The following is a 15,327-nucleotide window of genomic DNA, read 5'->3' as shown; positions in this document are numbered from 1 at the left end:
CCCATCACCGGTCACATGCCGGAGTAGTTCGGTCCGCCGCCGCCCTGCGGGGTCACCCAGACGATGTTCTGGGTCGGGTCCTTGATGTCGCAGGTCTTGCAGTGCACGCAGTTCTGCGCGTTGATCTGCAGCCGCGCATCGTTGCCGTCGCCGACGAACTCGTACACGCCCGCCGGGCAGTAGCGTGCTTCCGGGCCAGCGTACTCGGCCAGATTCACCTTCACCGGGATGCTCGCATCCTTCAATGTCAGGTGGCTGGGCTGGTTCTCGTCGTGGTTGGTGCTGCTGAGGAACACCGAGCTGAGGCGGTCGAACGTCAGCACGCCATCGGGCTTGGGATAGGCAATGCGCGTGTGCTTCGACGCCGGCTCCAGGCAGGCATGGTCCGGGATGCTGTGGCGCAGGGTCCACGGCGGATTGCGCACGCCCAGCTTCGGCAGCAGCCACTGCTCGATGCCGGTCATCAGCGTGGCTACGGTCTGGCCCTTCTTGAACCACTGCTTGAAGTTCTTCGACAGCTTCAGTTCGTCGTGCAGCCAGCTGGTCTCAAAGGCGGCCGGGTAGGCGCTGAGTTCGTCGTGCTGGCGATCGGCCACCAGTGCGTCGAAGGCGGCATCGGCGCACAGCATGCCGGTCTTGATCGCCGCGTGGCTGCCCTTGATGCGGCTGACGTTGAGGTATCCGGCTTCGCAGCCGACCAGTGCACCACCAGGGAACACGGTCTTCGGCAGCGACATCAGCCCGCCGGCAGTGATCGCACGCGCGCCGTAGCCGATGCGGGTGCCACCTTCCAGGTGTTTGCGGATCGACGGATGGGTCTTGAAGCGCTGGAACTCCTCGAACGGGCTCAGCCACGGGTTCCTGTAGTCCAGGCCGACCACGTAGCCGATGGCGACCTTGCCGCCGTCGGCGTGGTACAGGAACGCACCGCCGTAGGTGTCGGTATCCAGCGGCCAGCCAGCAGCGTGCACCACCAGGCCCGGCTCATGCTTGGCCGGGTCGATCTGCCACAGTTCCTTGATGCCGATGCCGTAGGCCTGCGGATCCTTGCCTTCGTCCAGCTTGAAACGGCTGATCAGCTGGCGGCCGAGGTGGCCGCGCGCGCCTTCGGCGAACACGGTGTACTTCGCCTGCAGCGCCATGCCGCGTTCGAATGCCGGGCCGATGCTGCCGTCCTTTTCGATGCCCATGTCGCCGGTGGCCACGCCGATCACCGCGCCGTCGTCGCCGTACAGCACTTCGGCGGCGGCAAAGCCGGGGAAGATCGCCACTTCCAGCGCTTCGGCCTGCTGCGCCAGCCAGCGGGTGACCTCGCCCAGGCTGATGATGTAGTTGCCTTCGTTGTGGAAGCACTCGGGCAGCAGCGCGTGTGGGGTGGTGCGTGCGCCGGTCTCGCTGAGGAACAGGAACTCGTCGCGGGTGACCTTCTGCTTCAGCGGTGCGCCGCGCTCGGCCCAGTCCGGGAACAGTTCGGTCAGCGCGCGCGGGTCCATCACCGCACCGGACAGCACGTGCGCGCCGGGCTCGGAACCCTTCTCCAGCACACAGACCGACAGTTCACGACCGGCTTCGATCGCGCGTTGGCGCAGACGGATCGCGGTGGCCAGGCCGGCCGGGCCGGCACCGACGATGACCACGTCGAATTCCATGACTTCACGCGGGGGCAGGGCGTTGGCTTCAGCACTCATCGATTGCATGACTCGTGGGTAGTGCCGGCATCGGGGCCACCGGCGGTTGCCTGGGAATCGCGCGTGCAGCCACGGGCGAAACGGTTGTTTGAATGTTGTCAGGGTACCGGGCTGCGCGTGATCGAGCTAGATCGGCGATGTTCACACCGCGATTGCTGCAATGCAGCGTACGTGGCTTCGGTAGCCGCCAACCTTGGTTGGCGGCCGCGGAAACACCAGCGCCGACCAAGGTCCGCCTCTACCGGCACACCAAACCCACCCGGATGACCGACAATGGCCGGGTCCTGACTGCGTGTGAGTGCCATGGCTTTGGATCCGTACGACCTGTTCGATGTCCGTTCCCTGCTCAGCGAGGAAGAGCGCGCGGTACAGGAAAGCGTGGCCCGCTTCACCAACGAGCGCGTGCTGCCGATCATCGGCGATGCCTTCGACCAGGCGCGGTTCCCGTCGGAACTGGTGCCGGAGATCGCTTCGCTGGGTCTGCTCGGCGCCACCCTGCCGGCCGAGTACGGCGGCGGCGACCTGGGCGCGGTCAGTTACGGCCTGATCTGCCAGGAGCTGGAGCGCGGTGATTCGGGCCTGCGCAGCTTCGTGTCGGTGCAGAGCTCGCTGTGCATGTATCCCATCTACGCGTACGGCAGTGAAGAACAGCGCCGGCAGTGGCTGCCGGCGATGGCGCGCGGCGAACTGATCGGCTGCTTCGGCCTGACCGAGGCGCATGGTGGTTCCGACCCGGCCAGCATGAAGACCCGCGCGGTACGCGATGGCAGCGACTGGCGCATCAGCGGCAGCAAGATGTGGATCACCAGCGGCCCGGTGGCCGACCTGGCCATCATCTGGGCGCAGACCGAAGACGGCATCCAGGGCTTCGTGCTGGAGAAGGGCATGGCCGGTTTCACCACCCAGGAAATCAAGCACAAGATGAGCCTGCGCGCGTCGCTGACCGGCGCGCTGTTCTTCGACGACGTGCGCGTGGCCGACAGCCACCGCCTGCCGAACGTGAAGGGGCTGAAGGGGCCGCTGGGCTGCCTGACCCAGGCGCGCTTCGGCATCAGCTGGGGCCCGATCGGCTCGGCCATCGCCTGCCTGGATGAAGCGCTGGGCTATGCCAAGGAGCGCGTGCTGTTCGGTCGTCCGCTGGCCGCCACGCAGAGCGCGCAGATCAAGCTGGCCGACATGGCCCGGCGCATCACCATGGCGCAGTTGCTGGCGCTGCAGCTGGGCCGACTGAAAGAGGCCGGGCAGGTGCAGCCGCAGCAGGTCAGCCTGGCCAAGTGGAACAACTGCCGCATGGCGATCGACATCGCCCGCGAGTGTCGCGATCTGCTGGGGGGCGCCGGCATCACCACCGAGCACGTGGCGATCCGCCATGCGCTGAACCTGGAATCGGTGATCACCTATGAAGGCACCGAGACCGTGCACCAGCTGGTGATCGGGCGTGAGCTGACCGGCATCAACGCGTTCTGACAGCAATCCACGCGTGGCCTGGATCTACCTGGATGGCGGTAGTCGCCAACCTTGGTTGGCGCTCCCGTGCCGACCAAGGTCGGCATCTACCAGACGAACATCCACGCGTGGCGTGGATCTACTGGCCGCCGGCAAACCCGTGCTGGCGCCACGCTTCGTACATCACCACCGCAACGGTGTTTGACAGGTTGAGGCTGCGGTTGTCCGGCCGCATCGGCAGGCGCAGGCGCTGACCATCGGGCAGGGCATCGAGCACGTCCTGCGGCAGGCCACGACTTTCCGGGCCGAACAGGAAGGCATCACCGTCTTCGAACGCCACGCTGTCATAGCGGACGCTGGCACGCGTACTCAGGGCGAACAACCGCTTCGGTGCGATCCGCGCCAGCGCGGTGTCCAGGTCGGGATGCACCTGCAGGCGCGAGTACTCGTGGTAGTCCAGGCCGGCGCGCTTGAGCTGCTTGTCTTCCAGTGCGAAGCCGAGCGGCTCGACCAGGTGCAGCTGCGCGCCGGTGTTGGCGCAGAGCCGGATCACATTGCCCGTGTTGGGCGGAATTTCCGGTTGGAACAGGATCACGTGGAACTGGGGCGCGGCATTCATCGGCGCAGTGTACCTGCGACGGCCGCCGCCTTTACGACGCACGCCCTGCGATGGGCAGGGCGGACGTCGCTTACGGGCGCAGCAGGACCTGGGCGGTTTCGGCAGCGAAGGCCTGCAGCTGGGCGGCGCTCGGACGCACCTGCAGGGCCGGCAGGTTGACGATCACCTGGTTGGCGACGCTGGTGGCGGCGGCGGCCAGCGTGGCGGCGTAGCGCTGGGCTTCCTGCTCGGCAGCCAGGGCGACACGCTGCTCCAGGCTCGGGCGCACTTCAACCGAGGCCAAGGTGGTGATCGGCAGCGCGGCGGCGACCGGGGCGGCGATGAAGCCGTCGCGCTCGGCCAGCTGATCGCTGCTCGGGCGCACTTCAACAGTGGCCAGGGTCGGGATGCCGCTGGCCTGTTCCCAGGCCTGCTGGACCAGCTGGTCGGCGGCCGGGCGGACCTGCACGGTGGACAGGGTCTTGATGGATTCGGAGGCCTGCACCGACGAAACAACCGCGGTGCCGGCGATCAGGGCGATGGCGATGGCAATGGTCTTGGCGTTCATGACGGGGCCTGTTTAGTGTTGGTGAGCAGTGGTGTGGTAGTAAGGTAGAACACCAGTTCTGGGGATGCAAGCGGAATTTTCGATTTTCTGCTTTTGTTCAGTCTTCAGTCAGCTTTCGTCTGAAGCCCTTGCTGGCGCAGGAAGGACAAAGCAATCCCCGTGCCAACTTTTACTTGTTGATTCATAAGGGTTTTATGGCGCATGAAAAGTGTCCGCTGGGCGGACACCTGTCCATTCGGGGTCCCGCGGACACTGTCCGGACGTGAATCACCGCCGTTCGTGACCCCGAAAAGCCGATCGCGATGGCCGATGTGGCCGATCACCCCCAGTGACTGGTGGCCGATACCGGTGGTGGCACGCCCGCGCTAGGATCGGGATTCACCTACGTGACCAAGGACCCGGATATGTCGCTCACCCTGCGCCCGCGCGCCGCGCTGCTCGCTGTTGCTCTCAGTACTGCTCTCGGCACGCTTGCGCCGACCTACGCGCTGGCGGCCAAGCCGGCTGCGACCAGCAAGGTCGATATCCCGTTCGAGCAGTTCACCCTGCCCAACGGCCTGCGGGTGGTGGTGCATACCGATCGCAAGGCACCGATCGTTGCGGTCAACATCTGGTATCACGTCGGCAGCAAGGACGAGCCCGCCGGCCGTACCGGCTTCGCGCATCTGTTTGAACACCTGATGTTCCAGAGCAGCGAGAACCACGACGGCGAGTACTTCGAGCCCTTCAAGCAGGTGGGTGCCACCGGCCAGAACGGCACCACCAATACCGACCGCACCAATTACTTCGAGAACGTGCCGACCACCGCGCTGGACATGGCGCTGTGGATGGAATCGGATCGCATGGGCCATCTGGTCGGCGCGATCGACCAGGCCGCGCTCGACGAGCAGCGTGGCGTGGTGCAGAACGAGAAGCGCCAGGGCGAGAACCAGCCCTATGGCCAGGTGTGGGAACAGCTCAACCGCGCGCTGTATCCGGTGGGCCACCCGTACCACCACAGCGTGATCGGCTCGATGAACGATCTCAACGCCGCCTCGCTGGACGACGTCAAGACCTGGTTCCGCACCTGGTACGGCCCGAACAACGCGGTGCTGGTGCTGGCCGGTGACATCGATCTGGCCACGGCCAAGGAAAAGGCCGCCAAGTACTTCGGCAGCATCCCGGCCGGCCCGACCATGGCACAGCCGAAGGTGGACGTGGCCAAGCGCCCGGCCGACACCCGCGAAGTAATGACCGACAAGGTGCCGCAGGCGCGCATCTACCGCGCCTGGAACGTGGCCCAGGTCGGCACCACCGACGTCGACCAGCTGCAGCTGCTGGCCTATGTGCTCGGCGGTGCCAAGTCCTCGCGCCTGAGCCAGCGCCTGCAGCACCAGGACAAGCTGGTGGACAACATCAGCGCCGGCGCCTACGCCTCGCAGCTGGGGTCCAACTTCATGGTGATGGCGACGGTGAAGCAGGGCCAGGATCCGGCCAAGGTCGAAAAGATCATCGATGAGGAAATCGAACGCCTGCTCAAGGACGGCCCGACCGCCGAAGAGCTGGCACGCGCCAAGACCGGCTCCCGTGCCGGTTTCATCCGCGGCATCGAGCGCATCGGCGGCTTCGGCGGCAAGGCCGACGCGCTGGCCGAATGCACGGTGTACACCGGTGACCCGGGCTGCTTCCGCACCTCGCTGGCCAACATCGACAAGGCCACTGCTGCCGACCTCAAGCGCCTGGGCGCGCAGTGGCTGGACAAGGGCAGCCACACCCTGGTGGTCGAGCCGGGTGAACGCGTTGCGCTGAAGGAAGATCCCTCGCAGGCGCCCAAGCCGTTCAACGTGCCGGCCGTGGACAGCAAGTACAGCACCCTGCCCGAGCAGGTGGACCGCAAGGCCGGCGTGCCGCAGACCCGCGAGTTCCCGCAGCTGAAGTTCCCGGCATTGCAGCGCGCCACGCTGAAGAACGGCACCCAGGTGGTGCTGGCCGAACGCCATGAAATTCCGGTGGTGCAGTTCAGCTACCAGTTCCCGGGTGGCTTCACCGCTGACCAGGGCCGCAAGCCGGGCACCGCCAACTTCACCATGAGCCTGATGACCGAAGGCGCCGGCAAGCTGGGTTCGCTGGCCTTCGCCGATGCAGCCGATGCGCTGGGTGCGGACCTTGATGCGTCCGCCGGCCTGGATTCGGTGGACGTGGAACTGTCCGCGCTGAAGGAGAACCTGGTGCCGTCGCTGGCGCTCTATGCCAGCCTGCTGCGTGAGCCGCGCTTCGAGCAGAGCGAGATCGACCGGGTCAAGGCGACGTGGATCGCCGGCATCCAGCAGGAGAAGGTCAACCCGGGTGCGGTGGCGATGCGCGTGCTGCCGCCGCTGCTGTACGGCAAGGGCCACCCGTACGCGATCCCGTTCACCGGCAGCGGTGACGAAGCGGCGATCAGCAGCCTCGGCCGCGAGGACCTGGTCGACTTCCACCGCGACTGGCTGCGTCCGCAGGACGGCACCCTGATCGTGGTCGGCGATACCACCCTGGCCGAGATCGTGCCGCTGCTGGACAAGCAGCTGGGCGACTGGAAGGCCACCGGTGATGCGCCGACGATCAAGGCCACCACCGCCGTGGCGCTGCCGAAGAGCCCGCGCGTGTTCCTGATCGACCAGCCGGGCGCGGTGCAGGCCAACCTGTTCGCCGGCCAGGTCGTGCCGCCGTCCAGCGACGCCAGCTCGACCCGCTTCGACATCGCCAACGGTGTGATCGGTGGCGACTTCACCTCGCGCCTGAACATGAACCTGCGCGAGGACAAGCACTGGTCCTACGGTGCCCGCACCAGCGCCAGCAACACCGTGGGCCAGCGCCCGTGGATGGCGATGGCACCGGTGCAGATCGACAAGACCGGCCCGGCCATGGCCGAAATGCGCAAGGAGATCGCCGAGTTCGCCAACGGCAGCAAGCCGGCGACCGACGCTGAAGTGGCGCGCATCCGCAACATCCAGACCCTGAGCCTGCCCGGTGCCTACGAGACCGCCAGCGCGGTGGCCGCGACCATCGGCACGATCGTGCAATTCAAGCGTCCGGACGACTACGTGCTGCGCCGCAAGGCCGAGATCGAAGCGATGACCCCGGCACAGGTGCAGCAGGCAGCAGCGGAGATCAAGCCGCAGGCGCTGACCTGGGTGGTGGTGGGTGACCTCAAGCAGACCGAAGCGGCCGTACGCGCCTTGAACCTGGGCGAAGTGACCGTGATCGATGCCGAAGGCAACCCGGTCAAGAAATAAGGGACCGGCCTGCCCGCTCCGGCGGGCAGGCTTGCCGCGGTAGCGCCGGCCATGCCCGGCGAGCGCGTAGCGCGGCATCTGGACGTCTTCGAAGAACCGCCGGGCATGGCCCGGCGCTACCGCAGCCTCGTCCGGCTATCCCTGATTCAGACGGTTCAGGCACACTCCTGTCATTCCCTTCCAGGATCCTGCCCATGCGCGTTCTGCTGCTGTCGTCCCTGTTGCTCACCGTCACCGCCTGCACCTGGGTGCCGATCGAACCGGCCGGCAAGGCGACCCGCGTGCTGCCGGCAGGCCCGGTACCGGCCGGCTGCATCTCCAAGGGCGAAGTGGTGGTGACCGTGAAGAGCAAGGTCGGTTTCTACAACCGCAACCCGCTGCGCGTGCAGGAAGAGCTGGAAACCCTGGCCCGCAATGAAGCCCCGACCACCGGCGCCAACGCCGTGCAGGCCGCTGCGGCCCCCGCCGATGGCAGCCAGCGCTTCGCCGCTTTCCAGTGCCCGCCGCGCTGAATCCTTCACCATACGGCCAAGGCTGAATTCGTAAAGATGCGGTGAAGGCCCGGGGGGTTATAGAATAGCGCCCCCTTTGCCTGAGCCTTGGCGCTAACCTCGATGCTCTTCAAGAATGTCTCGATTGCCGGCCTGGCTCACGTTGATGCGCCGCACACGCTGACGACCAAGGAAATCAACGAACGGCTGCAGCCGACGCTGGATCGCCTTGGTATCCGTACCGATGTCCTCGGCGACATCGCCGGCATCCACGCGCGCCGCCTGTGGGACAACGGCGTACTGGCGTCCGACGCGGCCACCATGGCCGGCCGCAAGGCGCTGGAAGACGCAGGCATCGATGCGACGCAGGTGGGCCTGTTGATCAACACCTCGGTCAGCCGTGACTACCTGGAGCCGTCGACCGCGTCCATCGTGTCCGGCAACCTCGGTGTCAGCGACGAGTGCATGACCTTCGACGTCGCCAATGCCTGCCTGGCCTTCATCAACGGCATGGACATCGCGGCGCGCATGCTCGAGCGCGGCGAGATCGACTACGCGCTGGTGGTGGATGGCGAAACCGCCAACCTGGTGTACGAAAAGACCCTGGAGCGGATGACCGCGCCGGACGTCACCGCCGACGACTTCCGCAATGAGCTGGCGGCGCTGACCACCGGTTCCGGTGCGGCTGCGATGGTGATGGCCCGTTCGGAGCTGGTGCCTGACGCGCCGCGCTACAAGGGGGGCGTGACCCGCTCGGCCACCGAGTGGAACCAGCTGTGCCTGGGCAACCTGGACCGCATGGTCACCGACACCCGCATGCTGCTGATCGAGGGCATCAAGCTGGCCCAGAAGACCTTCACCGCCGCCAAGATCGCCTTGGGCTGGGCCGTGGAAGAGCTGGACCAGTTCGTCATCCACCAGGTCAGCCAGCCGCACACCGCGGCGTTCATCAAGAATTTCGGCATCGACCCGAAGAAGGTCATGACCATCTTCGGCGAGCACGGCAACATCGGCCCGGCCTCGGTGCCGATCGTGCTGAGCAAGCTCAAGCAGCTGGGCAAGCTGAAGAAGGGCGACCGCATCGCGCTTCTGGGCATCGGCTCGGGCCTGAACTGCTCGATGGCCGAAGTGGTCTGGTAAGACTCTTCTGCCAGACTCCCTGTAGAGCCGAGCCCACGCTCGGCTCACGCGCGCAGCGCGGTTCTTCCGCGGCCTGACCGGAGAGCAGCCGAGCATCGGCTCGGCTCTACACTGCGCCGCGATTCTTCCAAGGTGCTCCGCATGCGCGATCTTCCCGGTTACCCCGCCCACCCGCAGCGCTTCGAGGTCCGCCCCGGCCTGTCGATGAACTATCTCGACGAAGGCCCGCGCGACGGCGAGGTGGTGGTGATGGTGCACGGCAACCCGTCGTGGAGCTATTACTGGCGCACACTGGTGGCCGGCCTGTCGGACCGCTACCGCTGCATCGTGCCGGACCATATCGGCATGGGCCTGTCGGACAAGCCCGACGACAGCCGCTACGAGTACACGCTGCAGTCGCGCGTGGATGATCTGGATGCGCTGCTGAAGCATCTGGGCATCACCGGCCCGGTGACCCTGGCCGTGCACGACTGGGGCGGCATGATCGGCTTCGGCTGGGCGCTGTCGCACCACGACCAGGTCAAGCGCCTGGTGGTGCTCAACACCGCCGCGTTCCCGATGCCGGCGGCGAAGAAGATGCCCTGGCAGATCGCGCTGGGGCGGCACTGGAAGATCGGCGAGTGGATCATCCGCACCTTCAATGCGTTCTCCTCCGGCGCCTCGTGGCTGGGCGTGGAGCGGAAGATGCCGGCCGACGTACGCCGCGCCTACGTGTCGCCATACAACAGCTACGCCAACCGCATCAGCACCATCCGCTTCATGCAGGACATCCCGCTGTCGCCGGCCGACAAGGCGTGGTCACTGCTGGAGCGCGCTGGCAAGGCACTGCCGTCGTTCGCCGATCGCCCGGCTTTCCTCGGCTGGGGCCTGCGCGATTTCGTGTTCGATCACCACTTCCTGAAGGGCTTCCAGGCCGCATTGCCGCAGGCGCAGGTACATGCCTTCGAAGATGCCGGTCACTACGTGCTGGAAGACAAGCATGAAGTGCTGGTGCCGGAGATCCGCGCATTCCTGGACGCGAACCCGATCTGATCGGATCCGGGGTCGGATCCCTTCGGTAGCGCCGGGCCATGCCCGGCGTTGTTGTATCCGGGGTCAGAGCCGTTCCCGTACCGGAAACGGATCCGACCCCGCCTCTCATGCCGCGATCGGGGCCTGCGGCGACGGGCTGTTGCCGTTGTCGTCCGGGTGGTCGTCGTCGTTGCCTGCTTCGTCGCGCCAGCGCCAGTCGGCCAGGGTCAGCGGATCCAGGCCATAGGCGATGCGCGCCTTGTCGCACTGCGGGCTGGCCTTGCCGTATTCCCATGACGCATCCACTTCGCGGCACACGCTGGGCCGGTTGGGATGGATCGTGCAGCGCGAATAGACGCCGATCTGCGCATCCAGCGCCACGCAGCGCACCGGCTTGGAATGGGTGCCGCGCATGCACAGGCGATGCGGGTCGAGCACCTCGGTGAGCTGGTGCGGCACGCCGCCGGGGGTGACCTCGTCCGATTCCATCCAGTGGAAGGCCACGCGGTACTGGGTGCAGCAGGCGCCGCAGGTCATGCAGGGATGTTGCATGGGCAAGCCGCCTCGGGCGGCATCGGGAAAGGGTCGAGGATGCGGATTTTCCACGCTGGCGGCCGCCGCGCAAGAAATTCCGTAAGCGGCGACAATGAACGGATGAACCGATCCTGCAACATCGCCGCGCGGCTGCCCGAGCTGGCGCGTGAACGCCCCGACCAGATCGCCATCCGCTGCCCGGGCCGCCGCGGCGCCGGCAACGGCATGGCGGCCTACGACGTGACCCTGGATTACCGCCAGCTGGACGCCCGCAGCGATGCGATGGCGGCCGGCCTGGCCGGCTACGGGATCGGCCGCGGGGTGCGTACGGTGGTGATGGTGCGGCCGTCGCCGGAGTTCTTCCTGTTGATGTTCGCCCTGTTCAAGCTGGGCGCGGTGCCGGTGCTGGTCGATCCGGGCATCGACAAGCGCGCGCTGAAGCAGTGCCTGGACGAGGCACAGCCGCAGGCCTTCATCGGTATCCCGCTGGCCCACGTGGCGCGGCTGGCGCTGCGCTGGGCGCCTTCGGCGACCCGTCTGGTTACCGTCGGTCGCCGGCTGGGCTGGGGCGGCACCACCCTGGCCGCACTGGAGCGTGCCGGCGCCAACAGCGGCGCGATGCTGGCCGATACCGATGGCGAGGACACCGCGGCAATCCTGTTCACCAGCGGCTCCACCGGCGTGCCCAAGGGTGTGGTCTACCGCCACCGCCATTTCGTCGGCCAGATCGAGCTGCTGGGCAGCGCCTTTGGCATGGAGGCGGGCGGGGTGGACCTGCCGACCTTCCCGCCGTTTGCCCTGTTCGATCCCGCGCTGGGCCTGACCTCGGTGATTCCGGACATGGACCCGACCCGGCCGGCACAGGCCGACCCGGCGCGCCTGCATGACGCCATCCAGCGGTTCGGCGTGACCCAGCTGTTCGGTTCGCCTGCGCTGATGCGGGTGCTGGCGCGGCATGGGCGGCCGCTGCCATCGGTGACCCGGGTGACCTCCGCCGGTGCACCGGTGCCGCCGGACGTGGTCGCCACCATCCGCAGTCTGCTGCCGGCCGATGCGCAGTTCTGGACACCGTATGGCGCCACCGAGTGCCTGCCGGTGGCAGTGGTCGAGGGGCGCGAGCTGGAGCGTACGCGCGCGGCCACCGAGGGCGGTGCCGGCACCTGCGTCGGCAGCGTGGTCGCTCCGAACGAAGTGCGCATCATCGCCATCGACGACGCGCCGCTGCCGGAATGGTCGCAGGCGCGCGTGCTGGCCGTGGGCGAAGTCGGCGAGATCACCGTGGCCGGGCCAACGGCCACCGACAGTTACTTCAACCGTCCGCAGGCGACGGCGGCGGCGAAGATCAGCGAAACCCTGGCCGATGGCAGCGTCCGCATCGTGCATCGCATGGGCGATGTCGGCTACTTCGATGCGCAGGGGCGGCTGTGGTTCTGTGGCCGCAAGACCCATCGCGTGGAAACCGCGCACGGGCCGCTGTACACCGAACAGGTCGAGCCGGTGTTCAACACCGTGTCCGGGGTGGCACGCACCGCGTTGGTCGGCGTCGGCGCCGCCGGTGCGCAGGTGCCGGTGCTGTGCGTGGAGCTGCAGCGTGGCCAGTCCGACAGCCCTGCCTTGCGCGAGGCGCTGCATGCCACGGCCGCTGCGCGTCTGCCCGAGATGACGCTGGAACACGTGCTGATGCATCCGGCGTTCCCTGTCGATATCCGTCACAACGCCAAGATCGGTCGCGAGAAGCTTGCCGTCTGGGCCCGCGCAGAACTGGAGAAGCGCGCATGAAGATCCTGGTCACCGGTGGTGGTGGTTTCCTTGGCCAGGCGCTGTGCCGTGGCCTGGTCGAACGTGGCCACCAGGTGCTGGCGTTCAACCGCAGCCATTACCCGGAACTGCAGGCGCTGGGCGTGGGCCAGATCCGCGGCGACCTGGCCGACCCGCAGGCGGTGCTGCATGCAGTGGCCGGCGTCGATGCGGTGTTCCACAACGGTGCCAAGGCCGGCGCCTGGGGCAGCTATGACAGCTACCACCAGGCCAACGTGGTCGGTACCGACAACGTCATCGCGGCCTGCCGCGCACATGGCATCGGCAAGCTGGTCTACACCTCCACGCCCAGCGTGACCCATCGCGCCACGCACCCGGTGGAAGGACTGGGTGCGGACGACGTGCCCTATGGCGAGGACTTCCAGGCGCCGTATGCGGCGACCAAGGCGATTGCCGAACAGCGGGTGCTGGCCGCCAACGACGCCACGCTGGCGACCATGGCGCTGCGTCCGCGGTTGATCTGGGGCCCGGGTGACCAGCAGCTGGTGCCGCGCCTGGCCGATCGTGCACGCGCTGGCCGCCTGCGTCTGGTGGGCGACGGCAACAACAAGGTCGACACCACCTACATCGACAACGCCGCGCTGGCGCATTTCCTCGCCTTCGAGGCGCTGGCACCGGGCGCTGCGTGCGCCGGCAAGGCGTACTTCATTTCCAATGGCGAGCCGCTGCCGATGCGCGAGCTGGTCAACAAGCTGCTGCAGGCGGTGGGTGCTCCAACCGTGGACAAGGCGATCAGCTTCAGGACGGCGTACCGGATCGGCGCGATCTGCGAGCGGCTGTGGCCGCTGCTGCGCCTGCGTGGCGAGCCGCCGCTGACGCGCTTCCTGGCCGAGCAGCTGTGCACGCCGCACTGGTACAGCATGGAGCCGGCACGTCGTGATTTCGGCTACGTGCCGCAGGTCAGCATCGAAGAAGGACTGCGACGGCTGAAGGCGGCATCATGACGGCGGCATCACCGCGCTGAAGCCTTCATTACGCGCAGAGATCGCCATCACCGGTTGCACACCGGCAGATGCGCAGGATGGACACAACGCCACCCACGGCCGACCACCTGCGAGGAGCACCATGCTGCATTACGCCGTCATCTTCTTTGTCATCGCCATCATCGCCGCCGTGCTCGGCTTCTCCGGCATTGCCGGTGCCGCCAGCAACATTGCCTGGATCCTGTTCGTGGTGTTCCTGGTGCTGGCCGTGATCTCGATGTTCCGCAAGCGCACATGACCGCTTGAGCGGTAGTGCCGGCCAGCGGCCGGCACTACCGAAGCGCGGTCAACGCACCGCGCTATGCAATCCGCGATCGGCCTCGTGCCTTTCCAGCGCCAGTTCGATCAACCGCGTGATCAAGGCGGTGTAGCCCACGCCACTGGCGCCCCACAGCTTCGGATACATGCTGATGCGGGTAAAGCCCGGCAGCGTGTTGACCTCGTTGATGACGATCCGGCCATCGGCGGTGAGGAACACATCGACCCGCGCCATGCCAGCGCACTCCAGCGCCTGATAGGCCTGCAACGCGATCTGCTGGATACGCGCCTGCGTTGCCGCATCGATTGCGGCCGGCACCACCACTTCAGCACCGTCTTCGTTGATGTACTTGGTGTCGTAGGCATAGAACTCGTCGTGCAGTACGACCTCGCCACAGACGCTGGCCTGGGGCCGCTCATTGCCGAGCACCGCACATTCGATCTCGCGGCCGACCACGGCCGATTCCACCAGGACCTTGTGGTCGTAGCGCAACGCGGTCTGCAATGCCTCGGCGAAACCATCGGCGTCCTTGACCTTGCTCACGCCCACCGATGAGCCCTGGTTGGCCGGCTTGACGAACAGCGGCAGGCCAAGCACTTCGATCAATGCCGCGACATCGACCGCATCGGCTTCATGGCGACGGATGCACACCCAGGGTGCCACCTGCAGGCCCGCATCACGCAGCAGGCGCTTGGTCACGTCCTTGTCCATGGCCACCGCCGAGCCCAGCACCGGCGAACCGACGAAGGGCAGGTTGGCCATGCGCAGCAGGCCCTGCAGCGCACCGTCCTCTCCCAGTGGCCCGTGCACGATCGGCAACACCACATCGATCTGCCCCAGCGCGCTGCCCGCATCGGTCGGCTGCAGCTGCGCCTGCTCGGTGCCGGGCAGCACCGCCAGCGCGGTACCGGAAGCATGCAGGGCGATGCGCGACGGATCATCCGCATTGAGCAGGAAGGTATCCGGCTGGCTCAGGTGCCACTGGCCCTGCTTGTCGATGCCGACCAGCACCGGCTCGAAGCGCTCCCGATCCAGCGCATCGAGAATGTTCTTCGCCGACTGCAGCGAAACTTCGTGTTCGGAAGACCTGCCACCGAAGATGATGCCGACCCGGGTCCGTGCCATGGAGGTGCGATGTCCTGTGCGTTGCGTGGCTGCATAGCATGAACCTTCATCGGCCTTCCGCGTGAGGCACAGATGAATCAGAAATCCATCCACGCGTGTCATCCACGCATGGCGTGGATCTACCGTGTCGACCAAGGTCGACACCCACCAACAGCAGCAGCCGACACCCATCAACAGCAGCAGCCGACCCCGTGCCGTTCCGACAGATCACGGGAACCTGTCGAAGGCGGGGTGGGCCCGGTTGCGGGGGTGTCCGCGGCATGGATGCCGCGGCCAAGCCCCCAGGGTGAAGTGACCCCCGAGAGTTGGACGGTGGGGTCAAGCGGCCGCTTGAGCCTGTTCCCGGTACTGTACCGGGCTCAGGCCCTTCAATTTCAATCTGATGCGCTCTTGGTTGTAGTACTTGATGTAC

14 protein-coding genes are annotated in these 15,327 nt (G+C 66.8%); 8 read left to right on the top strand and 6 right to left on the bottom strand.

The features are described 5' to 3' along the window. Positions 1 to 11: 11 nt before the first annotated feature. Positions 12 to 1,688 (bottom strand): electron transfer flavoprotein-ubiquinone oxidoreductase, encoded by a 1,677-nt coding sequence (locus tag GIW57_RS05475; protein WP_089241594.1) that lies wholly within the window; start codon positions 1,686 to 1,688, stop codon positions 12 to 14. 303 nt (positions 1,689 to 1,991) lie between these two features. On the opposite strand from GIW57_RS05475, the gene GIW57_RS05470 reads away from it, so the two are divergent. After that, on the top strand, positions 1,992 to 3,155 hold the full coding sequence (locus GIW57_RS05470; RefSeq protein ID WP_236509384.1) for an acyl-CoA dehydrogenase family protein: 1,164 nt from the start codon (positions 1,992 to 1,994) through the stop codon (positions 3,153 to 3,155). 118 nt (positions 3,156 to 3,273) lie between these two features. On the opposite strand, the gene GIW57_RS05465 is transcribed toward GIW57_RS05470, so the two are convergent. Together GIW57_RS05465 and GIW57_RS05460 are read right to left on the bottom strand one after the other, a co-directional pair. Beyond that, positions 3,274 to 3,753 carry a tRNA (cytidine(34)-2'-O)-methyltransferase gene (locus tag GIW57_RS05465; RefSeq protein ID WP_236509383.1) on the bottom strand — a complete coding sequence of 160 codons (480 nt, stop codon included), beginning with the start codon at positions 3,751 to 3,753 and terminating at the stop codon, positions 3,274 to 3,276. 70 nt (positions 3,754 to 3,823) lie between these two features. After that, positions 3,824 to 4,300, bottom strand: a complete 477-nt coding sequence (locus tag GIW57_RS05460) for a hypothetical protein (protein ID WP_100461854.1) — start codon at positions 4,298 to 4,300, stop codon at positions 3,824 to 3,826. A gap of 404 nt (positions 4,301 to 4,704) precedes the next feature. Here GIW57_RS05460 and GIW57_RS05455 point away from each other — a divergent pair, with 404 nt between their 5' ends. From GIW57_RS05455 to GIW57_RS05440, 4 genes are all read left to right on the top strand, one after another. Next, on the top strand, positions 4,705 to 7,554 hold the full coding sequence (locus GIW57_RS05455; RefSeq protein ID WP_100461855.1) for a pitrilysin family protein: 2,850 nt from the start codon (positions 4,705 to 4,707) through the stop codon (positions 7,552 to 7,554). A 194-nt stretch (positions 7,555 to 7,748) separates the two neighbouring features. After that, positions 7,749 to 8,066 (top strand): DUF4156 domain-containing protein, encoded by a 318-nt coding sequence (locus GIW57_RS05450; protein WP_025875855.1) that lies wholly within the window; start codon positions 7,749 to 7,751, stop codon positions 8,064 to 8,066. Between the two features lie 102 nt (positions 8,067 to 8,168). Beyond that, positions 8,169 to 9,185 (top strand): 3-oxoacyl-ACP synthase III, encoded by a 1,017-nt coding sequence (locus tag GIW57_RS05445; protein WP_025875853.1) that lies wholly within the window; start codon positions 8,169 to 8,171, stop codon positions 9,183 to 9,185. Positions 9,186 to 9,326: 141 nt separating this feature from the next. Next, positions 9,327 to 10,217, top strand: coding sequence for an alpha/beta fold hydrolase (locus tag GIW57_RS05440; RefSeq protein WP_089241584.1), 891 nt, complete (start codon positions 9,327 to 9,329; stop codon positions 10,215 to 10,217). A 105-nt stretch (positions 10,218 to 10,322) separates the two neighbouring features. On the opposite strand, the gene GIW57_RS05435 is transcribed toward GIW57_RS05440, so the two are convergent. Further along, positions 10,323 to 10,748, bottom strand: coding sequence for a YkgJ family cysteine cluster protein (locus GIW57_RS05435; protein WP_004135417.1), 426 nt, complete (start codon positions 10,746 to 10,748; stop codon positions 10,323 to 10,325). Between the two features lie 102 nt (positions 10,749 to 10,850). Here GIW57_RS05435 and oleC point away from each other — a divergent pair, with 102 nt between their 5' ends. From oleC to GIW57_RS05420, 3 genes are all read left to right on the top strand, one after another. After that, the gene (gene oleC / locus GIW57_RS05430; protein WP_236509382.1) at positions 10,851 to 12,509 is read left to right on the top strand and encodes an olefin beta-lactone synthetase; all 1,659 of its coding nucleotides are present in this window, start codon (positions 10,851 to 10,853) and stop codon (positions 12,507 to 12,509) included. Continuing rightward, the gene (gene oleD / locus GIW57_RS05425; RefSeq protein WP_100461857.1) at positions 12,506 to 13,492 is read left to right on the top strand and encodes a 2-alkyl-3-oxoalkanoate reductase; all 987 of its coding nucleotides are present in this window, start codon (positions 12,506 to 12,508) and stop codon (positions 13,490 to 13,492) included. Before oleC ends, oleD begins: the two co-directional genes overlap by 4 nt. A gap of 121 nt (positions 13,493 to 13,613) precedes the next feature. After that, on the top strand, positions 13,614 to 13,769 hold the full coding sequence (locus GIW57_RS05420) for a DUF1328 domain-containing protein (protein ID WP_025875842.1): 156 nt from the start codon (positions 13,614 to 13,616) through the stop codon (positions 13,767 to 13,769). A gap of 48 nt (positions 13,770 to 13,817) precedes the next feature. Here GIW57_RS05420 and ddlA read toward each other — a convergent pair whose 3' ends face one another. After that, on the bottom strand, positions 13,818 to 14,915 hold the full coding sequence (gene ddlA / locus GIW57_RS05415; RefSeq protein WP_236509381.1) for a D-alanine--D-alanine ligase: 1,098 nt from the start codon (positions 14,913 to 14,915) through the stop codon (positions 13,818 to 13,820). Positions 14,916 to 15,233: 318 nt separating this feature from the next. Then, on the bottom strand, positions 15,234 to 15,327 hold a 94-nt coding region (locus GIW57_RS05410), incomplete at its 5' end, for an IS3 family transposase (RefSeq protein WP_236509442.1).

Origin of the sequence: Stenotrophomonas sp. PA-6-5C (assembly GCF_021605635.1) — a bacterium.
GTDB classification, from domain to species: domain Bacteria; phylum Pseudomonadota; class Gammaproteobacteria; order Xanthomonadales; family Xanthomonadaceae; genus Stenotrophomonas; species Stenotrophomonas lactitubi.
This window is presented reverse-complemented; position numbering and strand designations above follow the sequence as displayed.